This window comes from Pseudonocardia sp. P1, assembly GCF_000178675.2.
Classification (GTDB): domain Bacteria; phylum Actinomycetota; class Actinomycetes; order Mycobacteriales; family Pseudonocardiaceae; genus Pseudonocardia.
The window spans coordinates 4,134,281-4,153,310 of sequence record NZ_ADUJ02000001.1 but is presented as its reverse complement, the minus strand read 5'-3'; the positions used below and the strand labels follow the sequence as shown (position 1 = coordinate 4,153,310).

The 19,030-nt window shown below is 74.9% G+C and carries 18 protein-coding genes; 6 read left to right on the top strand and 12 right to left on the bottom strand.

Annotated features, from left to right (window positions below):
* Nucleotides 1-31: 31 nt before the first annotated feature.
* A complete protein-coding gene (locus PP1_RS19150) occupies nucleotides 32-1,027 on the bottom strand; it encodes a zinc-binding alcohol dehydrogenase family protein (protein WP_010242007.1) in 996 nt (331 codons plus the stop codon).
* Between the two features lie 146 nt (nucleotides 1,028-1,173).
* Between PP1_RS19150 and mftM the strand changes: the two genes are divergently transcribed.
* Nucleotides 1,174-1,884, top strand: coding sequence for a mycofactocin oligosaccharide methyltransferase MftM (mftM, locus tag PP1_RS19145; protein ID WP_010242010.1), 711 nt, complete (start codon nucleotides 1,174-1,176; stop codon nucleotides 1,882-1,884).
* Here mftM and PP1_RS19140 read toward each other — a convergent pair.
* Nucleotides 1,838-2,980: a DUF418 domain-containing protein gene (locus PP1_RS19140; protein ID WP_010242012.1), complete on the bottom strand. Its 1,143-nt coding sequence runs from the start codon at nucleotides 2,978-2,980 to the stop codon at nucleotides 1,838-1,840. The two genes, mftM and PP1_RS19140, sit on opposite strands and share 47 nt — an antisense overlap.
* Complete coding sequence (locus PP1_RS19135; protein ID WP_010242014.1) at nucleotides 2,970-3,569, bottom strand: hypothetical protein; 600 nt, start codon at nucleotides 3,567-3,569, stop codon at nucleotides 2,970-2,972. Before PP1_RS19135 ends, PP1_RS19140 begins: the two co-directional genes overlap by 11 nt.
* Before the next feature lie 111 nt (nucleotides 3,570-3,680).
* On the opposite strand from PP1_RS19135, the gene PP1_RS19130 reads away from it, so the two are divergent.
* Together PP1_RS19130 and PP1_RS19125 are read left to right on the top strand one after the other, a co-directional pair.
* Entirely contained in the window at nucleotides 3,681-4,967 is a 1,287-nt protein-coding gene (locus PP1_RS19130) for a sensor histidine kinase (protein WP_083697259.1), read from the top strand.
* Nucleotides 4,964-5,602: a response regulator transcription factor gene (locus PP1_RS19125; RefSeq protein ID WP_010242021.1), complete on the top strand. Its 639-nt coding sequence runs from the start codon at nucleotides 4,964-4,966 to the stop codon at nucleotides 5,600-5,602. Before PP1_RS19130 ends, PP1_RS19125 begins: the two co-directional genes overlap by 4 nt.
* A gap of 54 nt (nucleotides 5,603-5,656) precedes the next feature.
* Here PP1_RS19125 and PP1_RS19120 read toward each other — a convergent pair whose 3' ends face one another.
* From PP1_RS19120 to thiC, 5 genes are all read right to left on the bottom strand, one after another.
* Complete coding sequence (locus PP1_RS19120) at nucleotides 5,657-6,469, bottom strand: FAD binding domain-containing protein (RefSeq protein WP_010242024.1); 813 nt, start codon at nucleotides 6,467-6,469, stop codon at nucleotides 5,657-5,659.
* Nucleotides 6,466-7,017: a (2Fe-2S)-binding protein gene (locus tag PP1_RS19115; protein WP_010242027.1), complete on the bottom strand. Its 552-nt coding sequence runs from the start codon at nucleotides 7,015-7,017 to the stop codon at nucleotides 6,466-6,468. Before PP1_RS19115 ends, PP1_RS19120 begins: the two co-directional genes overlap by 4 nt.
* Nucleotides 7,014-9,284, bottom strand: a complete 2,271-nt coding sequence (locus tag PP1_RS19110) for a xanthine dehydrogenase family protein molybdopterin-binding subunit (RefSeq protein ID WP_010242028.1) — start codon at nucleotides 9,282-9,284, stop codon at nucleotides 7,014-7,016. The genes PP1_RS19115 and PP1_RS19110 overlap by 4 nt, the downstream gene beginning before the upstream one ends.
* 240 nt (nucleotides 9,285-9,524) lie before the next feature.
* Nucleotides 9,525-10,379, bottom strand: coding sequence for a bifunctional hydroxymethylpyrimidine kinase/phosphomethylpyrimidine kinase (gene thiD, locus PP1_RS19105; protein ID WP_010242030.1), 855 nt, complete (start codon nucleotides 10,377-10,379; stop codon nucleotides 9,525-9,527).
* Nucleotides 10,380-10,593: 214 nt separating this feature from the next.
* Nucleotides 10,594-12,240, bottom strand: a complete 1,647-nt coding sequence (gene thiC / locus PP1_RS19100; RefSeq protein ID WP_010242033.1) for a phosphomethylpyrimidine synthase ThiC — start codon at nucleotides 12,238-12,240, stop codon at nucleotides 10,594-10,596.
* A gap of 220 nt (nucleotides 12,241-12,460) precedes the next feature.
* Between thiC and PP1_RS19095 the strand changes: the two genes are divergently transcribed.
* Nucleotides 12,461-12,892, top strand: a complete 432-nt coding sequence (locus PP1_RS19095) for a nitroreductase family deazaflavin-dependent oxidoreductase (protein ID WP_060576426.1) — start codon at nucleotides 12,461-12,463, stop codon at nucleotides 12,890-12,892.
* A 109-nt stretch (nucleotides 12,893-13,001) separates the two neighbouring features.
* Here PP1_RS19095 and PP1_RS19090 read toward each other — a convergent pair whose 3' ends face one another.
* Together PP1_RS19090 and PP1_RS19085 are read right to left on the bottom strand one after the other, a co-directional pair.
* Nucleotides 13,002-15,140 (bottom strand): FtsX-like permease family protein, encoded by a 2,139-nt coding sequence (locus tag PP1_RS19090; RefSeq protein ID WP_139323981.1) that lies wholly within the window; start codon nucleotides 15,138-15,140, stop codon nucleotides 13,002-13,004.
* Nucleotides 15,137-15,949 (bottom strand): ABC transporter ATP-binding protein, encoded by an 813-nt coding sequence (locus PP1_RS19085; protein ID WP_010224072.1) that lies wholly within the window; start codon nucleotides 15,947-15,949, stop codon nucleotides 15,137-15,139. Before PP1_RS19085 ends, PP1_RS19090 begins: the two co-directional genes overlap by 4 nt.
* Before the next feature lie 232 nt (nucleotides 15,950-16,181).
* On the opposite strand from PP1_RS19085, the gene PP1_RS19080 reads away from it, so the two are divergent.
* Nucleotides 16,182-17,378 carry a sensor histidine kinase gene (locus PP1_RS19080; RefSeq protein ID WP_010224076.1) on the top strand — a complete coding sequence of 399 codons (1,197 nt, stop codon included), beginning with the start codon at nucleotides 16,182-16,184 and terminating at the stop codon, nucleotides 17,376-17,378.
* Complete coding sequence (locus PP1_RS19075) at nucleotides 17,375-18,016, top strand: response regulator transcription factor (RefSeq protein ID WP_010224077.1); 642 nt, start codon at nucleotides 17,375-17,377, stop codon at nucleotides 18,014-18,016. The genes PP1_RS19080 and PP1_RS19075 overlap by 4 nt, the downstream gene beginning before the upstream one ends.
* Before the next feature lie 7 nt (nucleotides 18,017-18,023).
* Here PP1_RS19075 and PP1_RS19070 read toward each other — a convergent pair whose 3' ends face one another.
* Together PP1_RS19070 and PP1_RS19065 are read right to left on the bottom strand one after the other, a co-directional pair.
* Entirely contained in the window at nucleotides 18,024-18,296 is a 273-nt protein-coding gene (locus PP1_RS19070; RefSeq protein WP_010224079.1) for a hypothetical protein, read from the bottom strand.
* Between the two features lie 97 nt (nucleotides 18,297-18,393).
* Nucleotides 18,394-18,975, bottom strand: coding sequence for a peptide deformylase (locus PP1_RS19065; RefSeq protein ID WP_010224081.1), 582 nt, complete (start codon nucleotides 18,973-18,975; stop codon nucleotides 18,394-18,396).
* Nucleotides 18,976-19,030: the final 55 nt, after the last annotated feature.

The window sequence follows — 19,030 nt, the reverse complement described above, 5'->3', positions numbered from 1 at the left end:
CCGCACCTGTGGTGCGGGGTGGGACGGCCGCTCAGAGCTCGACCACGATCTTCCCGACGGTGCGGCCGGACTCGACCAGCCGGTGCGCCTCGCGCACGGACTCCGCGGTCAGGCCCTGCAGGCGCCGGGTCTCCGTCGTCCGGAGCTCACCGGCGTCGACCAGCCGGGCGACTTCGTCGAGGATCTCCCGCTGCACGGTCGACCCCGGCTCCGACAGCGGCCGGGTGAACATCAGCTCCCAGTGCCACGACTGGCTCTTCGCCTTGAGCGGCAGCGTGTCCAGCCCCTCCGGCTCGTCGATCGCGACGACGGCGCCGCGCGGGGTCAGCAGCTCGGCGTAGGCCTCGACGTTGCCCGCCGAGACCGGGGAGAACACGTACTGCACGCCGTCCGGGGCGACCCGGCGCACCGATCCGACGAGATCGTGGTGGTCGGCGATCTCGTGCGCGCCCATGCTCCGGGCCCAGTCCGCCGACTCCGGGCGGGAGGCGGTGCCGACCAGGGTGAGGCCGAGCCGCCTGCCCAGCTGCAGCACCATCGACCCGACGCCGCCCGCCGCCGAGACGACGAGCAGGGTGCCCGTCGCACCGTCGCCGACCCGCAGGTGGTCGTGCAGGCACTCCCACGCGGTCAGCGAGGTCAGCGGCAGTGCGGCCGCGGCGGCGAAGTCCAGGGTGGACGGCTTGCGGCCCACGATCCGGGAGTCGACGAGCTGGCGGTGCGCGTTGCTGCCCGGACGGTCGATCGCGCCGGCGTAGTAGACCTCGTCGCCGGGTGCGTAGCCCTCCACCTGCGGTCCGACCTCGACCACGACGCCGGCGGCGTCGAACCCGAGCACCTTCGGCCCGCCGGACGGGTCGAACGACGACCGCACCTTGCCGTCGACCGGGTTCACAGAGACCGCGCGGACGTCCACGAGCAGGTCGTGCGGGCCGGGCGCACCGACCTCGGTCTCCGAGTCGACCAGCGCCCCGGGATCGTCGATCGGGAGCGGGCGCGGTGCGACGACGGCGGGAACGGTAGCCATGGCCCGACGCTAACGCCGGCCCGCGTGGCCCGCGCGGCACGCGGGCCCCACCGTCCGGACGGGCAGGATCCCGACCACCGGCCGTGGTGCGACCGGGCGGGGGCCGCCTAGCGTCGGGGGTACCCGAACCGCACTGGAGCGCCCCGATGATCGGAACCGACCGGCTCAGCAACGACCTCGCCGGCTGGCTGGACCGCACCCTCGTCCGCCCCGGCCTGCTCCCACCGGAGCGGTTCGAGGACGCGTTCGTCGCCTGCGTGACGAGCGCCGCCAAGGATCCCGAGGCCCCGGACGACGCCTGGCTCGCCTTCTACCGCAACACCCTCGACGCGCTGGCCGGCGAGCCGGAGCCGGGCGGGACGAACGCGGAGATGGCACCCGTGCACGCGCGGGCCCGGTCGCTGGTGGTCGGCGACGACGTCCTGGAGCTGGGCTGCTGCTTCGGGTTCCTGTCCCTGCAGCTGGCCCGCGACGGCCACCGGGTGACCGCCACCGACCTCACCGGCGGGACCGTCGACCTGCTGACCCGGGTCGCACCGCAGCTGGGCGCGGACGTCGAGACGCACGTCGCCGACGCCCGTGCCGTCGCGCTGCCCGACGGCTGCGCCGACACGGTGTTCGCGGTGCACCTCATCGAGCACCTGTCCGAGGCCGAGGGCGACGAGGTGGTCGCGGAGATGCTGCGGCTCGCGCGCCGCCGGGTGGTCGTCGCCGTCCCGTTCGAGGACGCACCGAACCCGGCGTGGGGACACGTCCGGGTGTTCGACACCGACGTCCTGCAGCGGATCGGGGAGCGCACCGGCCGCACCTTCACGGTGTCGGAGCACCACGGCGGCTGGCTGGTGATCGACCTGTGAGGAGTGCGTGGGTGAGTGTCTCCAGCGGGCCGCGCTCGTACCGGCGCAACCACCACGACGCGGCCACGGCGGACGACACCACCACCGTCGCCCACACCGCGACGACGGCGGCGGTGCGGGCCGGGGCGGGGACCGCGGCGAGCGAGCCCGCGAGACCGGCTCCCCAGGCGTGGAACAGCACCCCGGCGACGACGTTCTGCCCGACGTAGCAGGTCATCGCGGTCCGGCCGACGGCGGTGAGCCCGCGCCGCACCCGTCCGGCGGGTCCGCGCAGCCGTGCCAGGACCTCCGGGACCAGCCCGAGCAGGCCCGCCGAGACCAGCGGCGCGACCAGGTAGCGCTCCACCGCGAACCAGTCCGCCCCGGCGAGGGTGGTGGCGACGTTCAGCACCACACCGGCGGCACCGGCGGCGATCAGCCGGCGGCGCACCCGGGTGCCGCCCGCGTCGAACACCCCGGCACGCAGCAGCGCCGATCCGGCGAGGAACAGCACGACGGCCGACGGGACGATCAGCACCAGCTCGATCCGGAAGAGCCACACCTCGGTCAGCCGGGCCCAGACCTGCCCGGTCCAGGTGGCCGGGTACGGCGGCAGCGGAGGCAGCTCGCCGCCGTCGCGGGCGAGCAGCGCGCCGGCCGTCAGCCCGCCGGTGACCAGCACGACGAACCCGCCGGCGAGCGCGGCGGCGACGATCCGCACGGTCGCCGAGCGGCCCACCAGCCAGGCCACCAGCACCGACGCGATCGCGTAGCCCATCAGCACGTCGAACTCGAAGACGAGCACGTAGTGCAGCAGTCCCTCGGTGAACAGGATCCCGGCCCGGGCCAGATATCGGCCGGGCCACGGCAGCCCGCGCCGGACCGCGGAGCGGTACTGCAGCTCCATCCCGATGCCGAACAGCAGGGTGAGCAGGCCGAGGAACTTCCCGTTCGCCACCGCGAGGAGGACGTCGTCGGGCCACCAGCCCACGCCGGTCCCGGTGAGGATCCCGGCCGGACCGGCGGGATCGGCGAGCACCCACACGTTGGTCGCGAAGGTTCCCGCGATCGCGAGCCCGCGCAGGACGTCCGGCGCGGTCAGGCGGTCACCGGACACCGGACCGCTCCCGGTCGTCGGTGCCCGGGAAGACCGTCGCCCACAACGGACCGGCGACGAACCAGATGCCGGCGACCAGCGACGCCGTCGCGAGCCAGGACCACATCGGGTCGTCCGGCCAGGCCGCCGGCGCCGGGAACGCGAGGCCCCCGGCGACGGTGAGCAGCGCCAGCACCCCGGTCGTGATCACCCAGGCGGCGACGACCTTGCGGAACTCGCCCCACTCGTACCGCATCCGGGCCGCCCCGCCGCGCGGCGGCCGCACCGGAGCCGGGCCGCCGGCGAACCGGTGCGCGAACCGCACGTCGGCCCAGCGGACAAGCGAGTGGCCGAACGCGACGGTCACCCCGAGGTAGAGGGCGGCGAGCCCGTGCACCCGGGACGGCTCGCCGCCGGTCGCCAGGTCCAGCGTCGAGGCGGTGACCAGCACGACGTCCATCGCCGGGACACCGAGCAGCAGGACGGCGCCGACCCCCCGGCGGCGCAGCAGGTAGCGGGCGGCGAGCCCGGACAGCAGGAACACCCAGAACCCGATCTCGGCACCGACGATCAGCCACAGCAACGGCTCGGCGAACAGCGACTCCCCCATGGCCGACGATCGTGCCGACCCGCGCCGCCCGCCGCGTCCGGCGTGCGACCGATCCCGGCGTACCACCTTCGACGGACGCCGCACGGTCGCCGGACGTGCTGGGATGGGCCGGTGATCTCGTACCTGGCGAACCGGGACGGCGGTCGTCCGTCGGTCCTGCGGGACGCCGGGACCGGGGCCGTCTGGTTCGCGGTCGGCCTGCTGTTCGTGTGGGGGCTCCCCGAGGCGGGGATCGTGTGGTGGGGCCCGGACACCGGGACGACGACGGCGTCGGTCCTCACGATGGCGGTCGCGTGCGCGGCGGCGGCCGTCCGGCGGATCGCGGTACCGGCCGGTCTGCTGGTGGCGACGGCGGCGCTGGTCGCCGGCCCGGTGGTCGGCGGGCGCACCGAGATCGGCACCGTGCTCGTGTTCACCGACCTGCTCTACTGCGCCGTGCTGTACCCGTCCCGCCGCACCGCACGGGCGGTCGCCGTCGCGGCCGGCGTCCTCGCCACCGTCCTGGCCCTGGTCACGCTGGTGACCGCGGGGACCCGCACCGCGGCCTACAGCGTGCTGAACCTGGCTCTGGTCGTCGGCGTCCCGCTGGTCTGGGGGTTGGAGGTGCGCCGGTTCCGGGACCTCGCCCGGGCCGAGCGCGCCCGGGCGGCCGAGGCGGAACGTGCGGTGGCCCGGGAGCGGGACGCCGCGGTCGCCGCGGAGCGGGCGCGGATGGCGCGGGACCTGCACGACGTCGTCGCCGGGCGGCTCTCGGCGATCGCGCTGCAGTCCGCGGCCGCGCTGCAGCCGGGCGCGGACCCGGCGCTGGTCCGCCGTGTGCTCGGCACGGTGCGCGAGTCCGGGGTCGCCGCGCTCGGGGAGATGCGCGCGATGATCGGGCTGCTCCGCGACGGCGACGGTGCCGCAACCGACCCGCGCGGCGCGCCGGCCCGCCTGTCCGAGGTGGACGCCCTGCTGGACGAGGCCCGGGCCGCGGGCCTGCACCCCCGGATCGACGACGACCGCGGCTCCGTCGCGCTGCCCGCCCCCGTCGACCTCGCGGGCTACCGCATCGTGCAGGAGTCGCTGACCAACGCGGCCAAGCACGCACCCGGATCCACGGTGACGGTGCGCCTCGGTCTCGATCCGGGCCCCGCACCCCGCCGAGTGGCACCTCCTGCACCTGCCGGGTCTCCGGCAACGGGCATGGTGTGCCGGCCGGCGGTGCTGCTGATCGAGGTCGGCAACGGGCCGGGTGAGCGGGCCACAGAGGGCCCCGGCCTGCACGGCGGGACCGGTCTCGACGGCCTGCGCGAGCGGGCCCGGGCCGTCGGCGGCTCGTTCGACGCGGGCCCGGACGGCGACGGCTGGCTGGTGCGCGCCCTGCTGCCACTGGCGACGGAGGAGGTGCCGCGGTGAGCATCCGGGTGGTGGTCGCCGACGACCAGGAGGCCGTCCGGACCGGGCTGGTGCTGATCCTCGGATCGGCACCGGACATCGAGGTGGTCGCCGAGGCGGGGGACGGGCTCGCCGCGGTCCGCGCGGCGGCCGAGCACCGGCCCGACGTCGTCCTCATGGACATCCGGATGCCCGGCATCGACGGGATCGAGGCGACCCGGCGCATCCTGGCCGGGGCGTCCGCGCAGGTGCTCGTGCTGACGACGTTCGACCTCGACGAGCTCGTCGACGGGGCGCTCGCCGCCGGGGCGGCCGGGTTCCTGCTCAAGTCGGTGGACGCGCCCCGGCTGACCGACGGGGTCCGCGCCGTCGCTCGCGGGGACGGTGTGCTCGCACCGGAGATCACCCGCCGGGTGATCTCCCGCTACGCGGGCGCGCCGCGTCCCGGGAGTGTGCCCGGGCTGGGCGCGCTCACGGCCCGCGAGCGCGACGTCCTCGCCGGGCTCGGCCGGGGGCTGTCGAACGCGGAGCTGTCCGCGGAGCTCGTGATCTCCGAGGGGACGACGAAGACGCACGTCTCCCGCGTCCTCGCCAAGCTCGGCCTGCGCTCCCGCACCCAGGCCGCGATCGCCGCGCAGGACGCCGGCCTCGTCTGAGGCTCCACCCGGTGCCGCCCCACCTGGCAGGTGGGGCGGCGCGGGTGGTGCGGGTCAGGCGTGCGAGGTCTCCAGGGCCCGCCGGACCAGCACCTGCACCAGGTGGGTGCGGTAGGCCGGGGTGCCGTGCGTGTCCGACGGGGGCTCGGTGCCCTCGGCGGCCAGCGCGGCCGCCTCGGCGATCGACTTCCCGTCCTTCAGCGCCTGCTCCGTCGCCGTGGCCCGCAGCGACGTCGAGCCCATGTTGACCAGGCCGATCCGGTCACCCGACACCGCGACGGCGACGATCGCCCAGTCGTTGGACCGGCGGGTGAACTTCTCGTACGCCCAGCCCCGGTCGCCGCAGCGCGGGATCCGGATCTCGACGATCAGCTCGTCGGGCTCGCGGACCGTGGTGAACACCCCGGTGTAGAACTCGCCGATCGGGACGGTGCGCCGCCCGCGCGGGCCCTGCAGGACGATCGTGCCGTCCAGTGCGAGCACCGCCGCGGGGAGGTCGGCCGCCGGGTCGCCGTGCGCCAGGGTGCCGCCGAGGGTGCCGCGGGCCCGGATCTGCGGGTCCCCGACGGTGCGGGCGACGGCCGGGAGCAGCGGCACCTCGGCCGCCAGCTCGGGTGAGTCCACGACGTCGCGGTGCTTGGTGCCGGCACCGATCGCGACCTCGTCGCCCTCGACGCGGATGTACGACAGCTCGGGCAGCCGGCCGATGTCGATCAGGAACTCGGGGGCGCCGAGCCGGACCTTCATCACCGGGATGAGCGAGTGGCCGCCGGCGAGGACGCTGGCGTCCTCGCCCTTCTCGGCGAGCAGCGCGATGGCGTCGTCGAGGGTGTCGGGGCGGGCGTAGTCGAACTGCAGCGGGATCATGCGCCGGCCCCCTCACCGCGGGAGAAGGCGGGCGCGGTGCGCAGCGCGTCGGACTCGGCCTCGGCCTTCTGCTCGGCGTCCGGGTCCTTGCCGGCCGCGACGAGCACCGCACGGACGATGTTGTGGTAGCCGGTGCAGCGGCAGAGGTTGCCCTCCAGCCCCTCCCGCACCTTGCGCTCGTCCAGGTCGTCGTCGTGGCTGATCAGCGACACCGCGGACATGACCATGCCCGGGGTGCAGAACCCGCACTGCAGGCCGTGCTCGGAGCGGAACGCGGCGGTGACCGGGTGCTCCGGGCGGCCCTCGGAGGCCCCGTCGAGGCCCTCCATCGTGGTGACGGACTGCTGGTCGGCCTGGACCGACAGCACGGTGCAGGACTTCACGGCCTCGCCGTCGAGCAGCACCGTGCAGGCGCCGCAGGAGGTCGTGTCGCAGCCGATGTTGGTGGCCTTCAGCCCGACGGTGTCGCGCAGGTAGTGCGCGAGCAGCTGCCGGGGCTCGACGTCGGCGGTCGTCGACTCGCCGTTGACGGTGATGTCTACCTTCACTTGCTTCCCTCCGAAGCGGAGTGGACGGCCTCCCAGACCCGCAGCGGGGTCAGGGGCATGTCGATGTGGGTCACGCCGAGGTGGGACAGCGCGTCGATGACCGCACTCTGGGTCGCGGGGGTGGACCCGATCGTCCCGGCCTCGCCGATGCCCTTGTAGCCCATCGGGTTCACCGGGGTCGGCGTGGTCATCTCGACGAGGTCGAAGCTCGGCAGCTCGGCGGCCGAGGGGATGCCGTAGTCGGCGAAGGTGCCGGTCAGCGGCTGGCCCTCCTCGTCGAAGACGACCTCCTCCAGCAGCGCCTGCGCGATGCCCTGCGCGATGCCGCCGTGCCGCTGCCCCTCGCAGAGCAGCGGGTTGAGGATCGGGCCGGCGTCGTCCACCGCGACGATCTTCTCGACGGTGACCTTGCCGGACTCGGTGTCGACCTCGACGACGCAGACGTGCGCGCCGAACGGGAAGGTCGGCTTCTCGCCGTCCCAGGTGGTGTCGACCTTGAGCTGCTCGGCCGCGGCCAGCTCGGCGAGGGTGACGCTCTTCGCCGACGGCACCCCGCGGACGGTGATCGCGGCGTTGGCCGGGTCGAGCTCCAGGTCGTCGACGCTCGCCTCGAGGAGGTCCGCGGCCCGCTGCTTGGCGAGGTCGATCAGCTCCGCCGACGCCTGGTGCACCGCGACGCCACCGGTCTGCAGCGACCGCGACCCCATGGTGCCGCCACCGCGCGGGACGAGGTCGGTGTCGCCGTGCTTGACCGTGATCTTCTCGATCGGGACGCCCAGCTGGTCGGACGCGAGCATCGCCCAGGCCGTCGCGTGCCCCTGCCCGTGCGGCGACGTGCCGGTCAGCACTGTCACGGCGCCGTCGGGGTGCACCTCGACCGACGCGTCCTCGGCGAACGCACCACCACCGGTGATCTCCACGTAGGACGAGACGCCGATGCCGAGCTGGCGGGCGTCGCCGCGCTCGCGGCGGGCCCTCTGCTCGGCGCGCAGGCGGTCGTAGCCGGACTTCTCCAGCGCCAGGTCGATCGCCTTGGCGTACTCGCCGGAGTCGTACTCGACCCCGCCCTTGGTCTGGAACGGGAACCGGTCCGGGGCGACGACGTTGAGTTTGCGCACCTCCGCCGGGTCCATCCCGATCTCGTGCGCGAACAGGTCCATCGCCCGCTCGATCGCGGCGGTCGCCTCGGGGCGGCCTGCGCCGCGGTAGGCGGCGATCGAGGTGGTGTTGGTGACGACGGCGCGGGCACGCGAGTCGACGTTCTCGATGTCGTAGGTGCCCGGCGCCATCATCCGGGTGAACACCGACAGGAAGGTGCCCAGGCGCGGGTAGGCGCCGAGGTCCTGCACGACGTCGAGCCGGTAGTGGGTGACCTTGCCCGCCCGGGTGCCGCCGATCGTGATCGTCTGGCGCTGGGCGCGGCCCTGCACCATCCCGGTCATGTTCTCCGACCGCGACTCGTTCCAGCGGACCGGACGGCCCTGCCGGCGGGCGAGCCACGCCACGATCGCGAACTCCGGGTCGGAGCCGATCTTCGCGCCGAACCCGCCACCGACGTCGGGCAGGATGACCCGCAGGTTCTCCTTGTCCATGCCCAGCCAGCCCGCGACCTCGTCCCGGCCGCCCTGGGCGTTCTGGTTGGACATGTAGAGCGTGCAGCGGTCGCCGTCCCAGAACGCGCTGGCGGCCCGGGTCTCCAGCGGGGCCGCGGCCAGGCGCTGGTTCACCAGGTCCCGGGTGACGACGACCTCGCAGCCGGCGAAGTAGTCCGGGTCGGGCTCGGAGTCGTACCCGTACGCGGCGGCCGTGTTGGTGCCGGCCTCCGGGAACAGCAGGATCTCGTCCTGCACCGCGGCCAGCGGGTCGATCACCGCGTCCAGCGGCTCGTACTCCACGTCGACCAGCTCGGCGGCGTCCTCGCCCTGGTAGAAGTCCTCGGTCAGCACGGCGGCCACCGGCTCGCCGACGAACCGGACCCGGTCGGTCGCGAGGAACGGGCGGGTCATCGCCTTGTTCGCGCCCGGGAACAGCAGCGCCGGCTCGATGTCGAGGTCCGCGCCGGTGATCACCGCGACGACACCGGGCGAGTCGAGCGCCGCCGAGGTGTCGATCGACGTGATCGTCGCGTGGGCCAGCGGCGAGCGGACGAGCGTCAGGTGCAACGCTCCGGTCAGCCGCTCGTCGATCAGATCGTCGGTGTAGGTCGCGCCCCGCGTGAGGAAGACCGGATCCTCGGTGCGGACGACGCGGGTGCCCAAGATGCTCATCGCGGCCGAGCGTATACAGGAACGGGGCCGGCGTGCGACGCGCCGAAGACCGATTCTTTGCAGGTCAGGGTACCCTTCGCGGAGCGACGCGCGGGCGCGGCACCGCATCTGCGGAGCCACGACGGTCGGGCGTCCGATCATCGGTGTCCGGCACTCGGCGACGGCCGCGGCGGGTCGCTCCCCGACTTTTGCGACCGGGTCCCGGGGACGGCGCCCGGGCTCGGCCCGACCCCGCGGGGATCAGGCCGGGTCGTCCCACCAGGGCCGGACCGTCCACAGTGGCGAGACCGGGCCGTGCCCGGCGCCCAGCGGGTAGGAGTGCCGGACCGCCTCGACGATGTAGCGCTTCCCGAACCGGACGGCCGCCTCGACGTCGTGGCCGCGGGCCAGCCCGGACGCGACGGCCGCCGCGAGGGAGTCCCCGCCACCGTGCGTGTCGCCGGTGTCGAACCGCGGGCCGGGCAGCTCGACGAACACCTCGCCGTCGTAGAGCAGGTCGAGGCAGCCGTCGGTGTCGCCGGCGAGATGCCCGCCCTTGACCAGCACCGCTCGCGGGCCGAGGTCGTGCAGTGCCTTCGCCGCCGCGTACTGGCCGTCGCGGTCGTGCACGTCGTGCTCGACCAGCAGCCGGATCTCGTCCAGGTTCGGCGTGACCAGCGTGGCCCGCGGGAACAGCGTGTGCCGGTAGGCGTCGAGGGCCTCGGCGGCGAGCAGCGGGTCGCCGTGCATGGAGGCGGCGACCGGATCGACGACCAGCGGTGTCGCGCGCCCGGCCCCGATGCCGTTGCCGTCGCAGGCCGCCGCGACGGCCTCGATGATCTCGGCGTTCGCGAGCATCCCGGTCTTCGCGGCCTGCAGCCCGATGTCGGACGCGACGGTGGTGACCTGCCCGGCGATCGTGTCGAGCGGGATCGTGTGCACCCCGGTGACGCCGACCGTGTTCTGCACCGTCACCGCGCAGACGGCGAGGCAGCCGTGCACCCCGCACGCGGCGAAGGTCCGCAGGTCGGCGGCGATCCCGGCACCGCCGCCGGAGTCGGTGCCGGCGATCGTGAGGGCGCGCGGCGGTGTGGTGCCGACGGTGGGCTCGGGCATGGCGTGGTCCTCCCTGGCCGGCATTACCCGGCCGGTCCCGCGGTCGGCGGCGCCGGCCCGTCCCGGACCCAGCCGCCCTCTCAGCCCGCTCGCACCGCGAGCTCCCGCATCGTGCTCGTACTTCTCGTGCTCCTCGGACGACGACGGTAGTCGCTCACCCCACAGGGTGTCGTGACGCCCGGGGGACGGTCGCCGTCCCCCGGGCACCCACTCCTCAGTCCCCCGCCGACGCGATCGGCAGGTACACCCGGCCGCCCTCGTCCCGGAACTCCCCGGACTTCTCCTCCATCCCGGCCTCGATCGCCTCGACACTGGTCAGGCCGTGCGCCTCGGCGTAGTCCCTGACGTCCTGGGTGATCTTCATCGAGCAGAACTTCGGGCCGCACATCGAGCAGAAGTGCGCCGACTTCGCGGGCTCGGCCGGCAGCGTCTCGTCGTGGTACGCCTGCGCGGTGTCCGGGTCGAGCGAGAGCGCGAACTGGTCGCGCCAGCGGAACTCGAACCGGGCCTGGGACAGGGCGTCGTCACGGGCCTGGGCGTGTGGGTGCCCCTTGGCCAGGTCCGCGGCGTGCGCGGCGATCTTGTAGCTGATCACCCCGACCTTGACGTCGTCGCGGTTCGGCAGGCCCAGGTGCTCCTTGGGCGTGACGTAGCAGAGCATCGCGGTACCGGCCTCGGCGATCCGGGCGGCGCCGATCGCCGAGGTGATGTGGTCGTAGCCGGGCGCGATGTCGGTGGCCAGCGGGCCGAGCGTGTAGAAGGGCGCCTCGTCGCACCACTCCTCCTCCAGCCGCACGTTCTCGACGATCTTGTCCATCGGGACGTGGCCGGGGCCCTCGATCATCACCTGCACGTCGTGGCTCTTCGCGATCCGGGTCAGCTCGCCCAGGGTCTCCAGCTCGGCGAGCTGCGCGGTGTCGTTGGCGTCGGCGATCGAGCCGGGGCGCAGGCCGTCACCGAGGGAGAAGGTGACGTCGTAGCGGCGCAGGATCTCGCAGAGCTCGGAGAAGTGCGTGTAGAGGAACGACTCGCGGTGGTGGGCCAGGCACCACGCGGCCATGATCGAACCCCCGCGGGAGACGATCCCGGTGACCCGCTTCGCGGTCAGCGGCACGTACCGGAGCAGCACGCCTGCGTGCACCGTCATGTAGTCGACGCCCTGCTCGCACTGCTCGATCACGGTGTCCCGGTAGACCTCCCAGGACAGCTCCGCCGGGTCCGAGTCGACCTTCTCCAGCGCCTGGTAGATCGGGACGGTGCCGATCGGGACCGGCGAGTTGCGCAGGATCCGCTCGCGGGTGGTGTGGATGTCGCGGCCGGTGGACAGGTCCATCACGGTGTCGGCACCCCACCGGGTCGCCCACACCATCTTCTCCACCTCGTCGGCGATCGACGACGACACCGCGGAGTTGCCGATGTTGGCGTTGACCTTCGTGAGGAAACGCTTCCCGATGATCATCGGCTCGGACTCGGGATGGTTCACGTTCGCCGGGATCACCGCGCGGCCGCGGGCGACCTCGGAGCGGACCAGCTCGGCGTCACACCGCTCGCGGACCGCGATCCAGCGCATCTCCTCGGTGACCACCCCCGCCCGTGCGTACGACAGCTGGGTCCCGCCGTCCTCCCGGCCCCCGATCCACGGCGCGCGCAGCGCGGGGAGTCCCGCGCCGACGTCGATCACCGCCGTCGGATCGGTGTAGGGGCCGGAGGTGTCGTAGACGTCGTGGTGCTCGCCGTTGCTGAGCGCGATCCGCCGGACCGGGACGGAGATCCCGTCCGGGCCCTCGACCCAGGCCTTGGCCGACCCGGTGATCGGGCCGGTGGTGACCTGCGGACGCGCGTGTTCCGGTGCAGCCGTCATGAACGACAGTCCTCCCTCGCCGGCATTACCCGGCTGGTTCTGCGGTCGGCGACCGTGGATCGGTGTGTCGCCCTCTCAGCCCCGCGCGACGGAGCTCCCGCGTGTTCAGTTGATCGTGCCCGGGCACCGTAGGCACCGTCCGGCGCGGAAGGCCAGCCCCCGGGCGCTTCTCACCCGCCCGCGAGGAATGATCACGACGGGTGCCGGGTTCACCACCGGTATGACGCAGAATGCCGAGCTGAGCCCGACCGACTGGGTCCGCGAACAGACCCAGAAGATCCTGGAGCAGGGCACCACCGAGGGCGTGACGGTCATGGACCGGCCGATCGTCCTGGTCACGACGACCGGCGCGAAGTCCGGGAAGCAGCGCTACGTCCCCGTGATGCGCGTCGAGCACGACGGGTCCTACGCGATGATCGCCTCGAAGGGCGGCACCCCGGAGCACCCGGCCTGGTACCACAACGTGGTGGCGAACCCCGAGGTCACCGTGCAGGACGGCACCGCGACCGGGACGTTCGTCGCGCGCGAGGTGTCCGGCACCGAGCGCCAGGAGTGGTGGGACCGCTCCGTCGCGGCGTACCCGCCGTACGCCGAGTACCAGGAGAAGACCTCCCGGGTCATCCCGGTGTTCGTGCTCGAGCCGAAGGGCTGATCCCCGGCACACCGGCTCCGGTGCGCGCCCGCCCCCTCGTGCGGGCGCGCACCGGTCCGGAGCCGCGCCGGCCCCGCGGGGCCGGGCGGCGGACCACCGGGCCCCGGGGTCAGCCCGCGGCGACGCCGTGGGCGGGTGCCACCCGTCCGGCGCGGCGCATCGAGGCCGCGGACGCCAGCACCGCCACCGCGACGACGCCCGCACCGAGCCCGGCCAGCTCGCCCGCCGGCACCGCCGACACCGGCATGTCCATGTCCATGGCCTGCAGGCCGAGCGCCCCGTAGAGCGCGCCGAGCGCGACACCGAGCACCGCCCCCACGGCCCCGGCCAGCGCCGCCTCCGCGGCGACCGTGCGCCGCGCCCCGGACCGGGTCAGGCCCAGCGTCCGCTGCAGCGCGATCTCGCGGGTCCGCTCGGCGACCGACAGCGCGAGCGTGACGCCGACCCCGACCACCGCGACGACGAGCGTCACCCCGACCAGGCCCGCTCCCACGGCACGCACGGTCCCGAACACCTCCTCGGTCTCGGCGCGCACGTCGGCCGCCCAGATCACCGTCGCCCCGGTGCCGCCCGTGGCCTCGGCGACCGCGGTGCGCACCGCCTCCGGGGCGGCACCCGGCGCGCCGTCGACGAGCACGTCGGTGCCGTCGGTGCGAACCTGCAGCTCCGGCCGCTCGGCGAGCTGCCGGGCCGCCACGGGGTCCCGGCCGTCGTCGCCGGGCACCACCTGTACCTCGGCCGGGAAGTTGCGCTCGATCGAGGCACGGGCGTCGGCCGACGCGCCGTCGATACCGACCAGCAGCGCGGCCGTGAGCCCGACACCGAGCGCGAGCACCGTCGTCGTCGCCGCGGTGCGGCGTGACACGCGGCGGGCGTTCGCGACGGCCAGCCGGGCCGGGCCGGACCGCCCGGCGAGCGGACGTACCGCGGCGGCGGCGCCCGCGACCAGGAACGGGCCCGCTGCCACCAGCGCGGCGAACAGCATCAGCCCGCTCAGCGCGACCAGTGCCAGCGCGCCGAGGGAGTCTCCCGTGGACAGGCCGAGCACCGCGACACCCGCGGCGAGCACGACGAGCACCGCCACCGCGGGCAGCCGGCGCGCGGCGCGCGGCGCGTGCGCCTCGGTGCTGTCCGCGGCGCCCAGGGCCACCACCGGCGGCACCCGGCCGGCCGTGAGTGCGGGCGGCACCGCCGCCGCCACGGTCGCGGCGACCGCCAGCAGCACGCACCCGGCCAGCTGTGACCACGGCAGCACGAGCCCCGGGACCTCCGTGCCGGACGCCCGCAGCACGGCCAGCGTCGCGGAGGCGCCCCCGGCGGCGAGTGCGGTCCCGGCGAGGCCCGCGACGAGCCCGGTCACCGCGGCCTCGGCCAGCACCGAGCGGACCAGCTGCCCGCGCCCGGCCCCGACGCAGCGCAGCAACGCCAGCTCCCGGGTCCGGCGGCCGAGCACGATCCGGAACGTCGAACCGACCACGATCACGGCTGCGACCAGGGCGATCCCGACGAACACCGACAGCCCGGCGAGTACGGCGGTCACCGACGCGGAGGCGGCATCGCTCTCCGCGGCCCGCGCCTCGTCGCCGGTGAGGACCGCGGCGTCGCCCGCCGCGGCGTCCAGCGCGGCCCGGTCCGGGGTGCCCGCGACGTCGATCCTGGACAGTCCGAGATCGGCACCGAGCGCGGTGGCGTCGACCGGGGTGAGCAGGACGGTGTCCGTCGCCTCCGTGCCGAGCGGCGCGATCCCGCCGACGGTGAACGCCCGGTCCCCGACCGTGATCGGGGCACCGGGGACGAGCCCCGCCCGGTCCGCGGTCGCGGTGCCCAGCAGCACCTCGCCCGGGCCGGGCACGTGCCCGCGCACCGGCGCGGGCCGCACCGACATCGGGCCGGGGCCAGGGTCGGTGCCGACCCGCCACCGCGCCGTCGTCGCCCCGGTGGTCACCGGCAACGCCCCCTCGTACACCGGCACGACACCGGTGACCCCGGGCACGCCCGCGATCCGGTCGACGAACGCCGCCGCCCCCTTGTCGGGCTCGGCGGGCCGGTCGACGACGAACGCCGCCGCGGGCGGGGTCTGCACCGCGTCGCCCAGCAGCGCGTCCCGCATGGTCCCGGTGAACAGCACCGACGCGGCCGCGAACACCGTCGCGACCAGCACCGCGAGCCCGGTGAGCAGGGCCTGGCGTGGACTGCGGCGGATCCCGGCGACGGCCGCGCGGGTCGCCGGGTTCCCGATCGCCGTCACGACCCCACCGCCGCGGACCGGCGGCGCGGCCACGGTGCCGGACCGGTCCGGGGGATCGGCCCGGTCGGCCCGGCCGGCGCCGACAGCCCGCCGAGCGCGGTGAGGACGGCGTCCGGTGTCGGGTCGTCGATGCGTCCGGCCGCGTCGCCGTCCCGCAGCAGCAGCACCTGGTCCGACACCGACGCGGCGAGCGGATCGTGGGTGACCATGACGACGGTCTGCCCGTACTCGTCGACGCACCCGCGCAGCAGGCCCAGCAGCTCCCGCCCGGACGTGGTGTCCAGCGCGCCGGTCGGCTCGTCGGCCACGACGAGCTCGGGGCGTCCGAGCAGGGCCCGCGCGACCGCGACGCGCTGGCGCTGCCCGCCGGACAGCTCCGCGGGCAGGTGCCGCAGCCGGTCGCCGATCCCGAGCCGCTCCACCAGCTCCGCCCGCCACCCGCGCTCCGGGCGACGACCGGCCAGCGACGCCGCGAGATCGATGTTCTCCCCGGCGGTGAGGTGCGGCAGCAGGTTGCCGTCCTGGAAGACGAACCCGATCCGGTCCCGCCGCACGGCGGTGAGGGCGGCGTCGCCGAGTGCACCGAGGTCGGTGTCGCCCAGCAGGACCTGCCCGGCGCTCGGCCGGTCGAGGCCGGCCAGGCAGTGCAGGAGCGTCGACTTGCCGGATCCCGACGGGCCCATCACCGCGGTGAACCGGCCCGCCGGGAGCCACATCGTGATCCCGTCCAGGGCCCGGACGGCGCCGCGGCCCTCGCCGTAGGCGCGGACCAGGCCGATGGCCGCAGCGGCGGCCCGTGGGGCCGTCACCGCTGCTCACCCCACTCCTGCAGGAACGGCAGCGCCGCGACGGTCAGCAACATCAGGAACAGGACGACGCCGCCGATCACGGCGGCGGTGTTCATCAGGACGTCGAGCATGGTCACGACGGTGCCGTGCGGGAGGGGGCCGGCGCGTCGGACCACGGGACGGTCTCCGGCCGTCCGCGCGTCGTACTTCCGGCCGAGGGCGGGCCGCCGATCTCCGCCCTAGGGTGAGCGCCATGTCCGGACCGACCGCCGTCATCCCGCGGGACGGGGCGCCCGCGGCCCGGCCCGGCGCCCGGTCGCGGACGCTGCTGTTCACGTGCGAGGCGTTCGCCTACCTGTTCTGGCTCGGGATCGACGTGCTCGCCTCCCCCCGCCTGTCGGACCCCGGGACCTTCGCGTACTCGGGCCCGGTCGCCGGTGCGCTGGTGGCCGCCGCCACCCTCTCCCGGTACCGCTGGTCCCGGAGTGCTGCGGCGGCGGTCGCGATGGTGCTCTCCGCCCTGCTCTCGCTGGCGGCGGTGGTCACCGGTGGGCCCCCCGAGGTGTCGCTGGCCGAGCTCTTCGCGCTGGCGGTCGTCACCGTCTCGACGGTCCGCGTCGCCGCGGGCGGGGTGGCCGTCCTGACCGCCGCCGGCGCGTTCCTGGTGATCGTCGGAATGCCGGCCCTGCGGTTCGCCACGGACGGTGTCGACTGGAACATGAGCGTGGCGGTCACCGGGCTGGGCTGGGCGAGCACGGTCGCGGTCGCCGCCGTGCTGCGCGAGGTCCGGGTGCGGCGCGAGGCCCGGCTGGCCGAGGCCCGCACCGGGGAACGGCTGGAGCTGGCCCGCGAACTGCACGACGTCGTCGCGCACCACGTCACCGGGATCGTGGTGGCCGCGCAGGCCGCCGTCACGGTCGCCAGGACCCGGCCCGAGGAGGCAGGCCCGGCGCTGGAGTCGATCGAGCGGGCCGGCGCCGAAGCGCTGGCCGGGATGCGGCGCATGGTCGGGGTGCTGCGCGGCGGCGAGGACGCCGGCCGCACCGTCGCCCACGGCCCGTCCGACGTGGACGAGCTCGTCGACCGGTTCGACCCGGACCGCACGCGCACCGTGCTGGAACGCGACGCCGCGCTCGGCGCGCTGCCCCCGGGCGTCGGCGCGACCGCGTACCGGGTGGTGCAGGAGTCGCTGACCAACGTGCACCGGCACGCGCCGGACGCGACGTCAGTCCGGGTCGCGCTGCTGAGACGCGACGGGTCGCTGGAGGTGACCGTCCGCAACGACGGCGGCGCCCCCGACCGCACGCAGCAGGCGCTCGGACGCGGCGGTTTCGGTCTGGCCGGGATGGCGGAGCGGGTCGGGGTGCTGGGCGGGACGCTGCGGGTCGGGCCGGACGGACCCGGGGCCTGGACCGTGCTGGTCGAGCTGCCGCTGGACGGTGCCCGGTGAGCATCGGCGTCGTCCTGGCCGACGACCAGGAGATGGTGCGCACCGGGTTCCGGCTGATCCTCTCCGCGGAGAGCGACATCGAGGTGCTGGGCGAGGCCGGGACCGGCGACGACGCCGTCGCGGTCGCCCGAGAGCTGCGCCCGGACGTGGTCCTGATGGACATCCGGATGCCCGGCATCGACGGCATCGCGGCCACCCGGACGCTCGCCGCGGACCCGGCACCGCCGCGCATCGTCGTGGTGACGACGTTCGACCTGGACGAGTACGTCTACGGTGCGCTGCGGTCCGGTGCGTGCGGGTTCCTGCTGAAGGACGCCGGGCCGCGCCTGCTCGTGGAGGCGGTGCGGGCGGCAGCGGCCGGGGACGCGCTGGTGTCGCCATCGGTCACGGTGCGCCTGCTGGAGCAGCTCACCGAGCCCCCGCCGCCCCGCGCGGAACCTGCGGTCGCGCTGTCGGCGCGGGAGCTCGACGTCGTCCGGGCGGTCGCCCGCGGCCGGACCAACCACGAGATCGCGGGCGACCTGTTCGTCTCGCTGTCCACGGTGAAGACCCACCTGACCAACATCGGGTCCAAGCTGGACGCCCGGAACCGGGTCGAGATCGCCGCGTGGGCCTGGGAGAACCGGCTGGTCGGCTGAGCCCCGCTCACCCGGCGGCGTGGACCCGCGGGAGCGGCCCGCGCTGCACGGGGATCCGGACGCCGGGCGTGACGTCGCCGAGCGCTTCGGGGAACGCGACCGGCGCGTGCGGCAGCGGGTAGTCCTCGGGCAGCGCCGCCGGCGAGCTCTCGGGCGCCGTGCGACCGGCCGCCCGGTCGCGTTCGGACGCGCGGGCGTCGAGGAGTTCGAACAGCGGCTGGGCCGCCATCACGAGCAGGACTGCGAGGACGGGGGCCACGGCCAGGATCGTCAGCACCATGGCTCCACAGTGCTCCCGGGACGCCGCCCCCGGCATCGGCCGGAGGTACGGTTCTCGCAGGTCGGGAGTCGGACCACGGGAGGAGGCCCGGCTCGCCTCAACCGCGGGGAACGTCCTCGGCGGGGGTCGTCGCCGGGTCCCAGGAGTCGTCGGGCGCGCCCCACCCGTTCTGCTTGAGCATCTTCTTCGCGGCCTTCTGGTTCCGGCCCATCAGCCGGTCCAGGTACAGGTGGCCGTCGAGGTGGTCCGTCTCGTGCTGCAGGCAGCGGGCGAAGAAGCCCCGGCCCTCGACGTCGACCGGCTCGCCGTCGAGGTCGGTGCCGGTGACCCGGGCCCAGTCGGCCCGGCCGGTCGGGTAGCTCTCGCCCGGCACCGAGAGGCAGCCCTCCTCGTCGTCGTCCGGATCCGGCATGACCTGCGGGCGTTCGCTGGTCTCGAGCACCGGGTTGACGACGAGGCCGCGCCGCATCGTGCGCGTCTCCTCGTCCGGGCAGTCGTAGACGAACAGCCGCAGGTCCACCCCGACCTGGTTCGCGGCGAGGCCGACCCCGTTCGCGGCGGCCATCGTCTCGAACATGTCGTCGACGAGCGTCCGGATCCCGTCGTCCACCTGCTCGACGGGCCGGGTGGGCCGGTGCAGGACGGGGTCGCCGACCATGCGGATGCGCAGAACCGTCACCGTCGCAGGGTACGGTCCGGCGATCTCCCCTCCGCGCCTGCTCCCGCCGTGGACC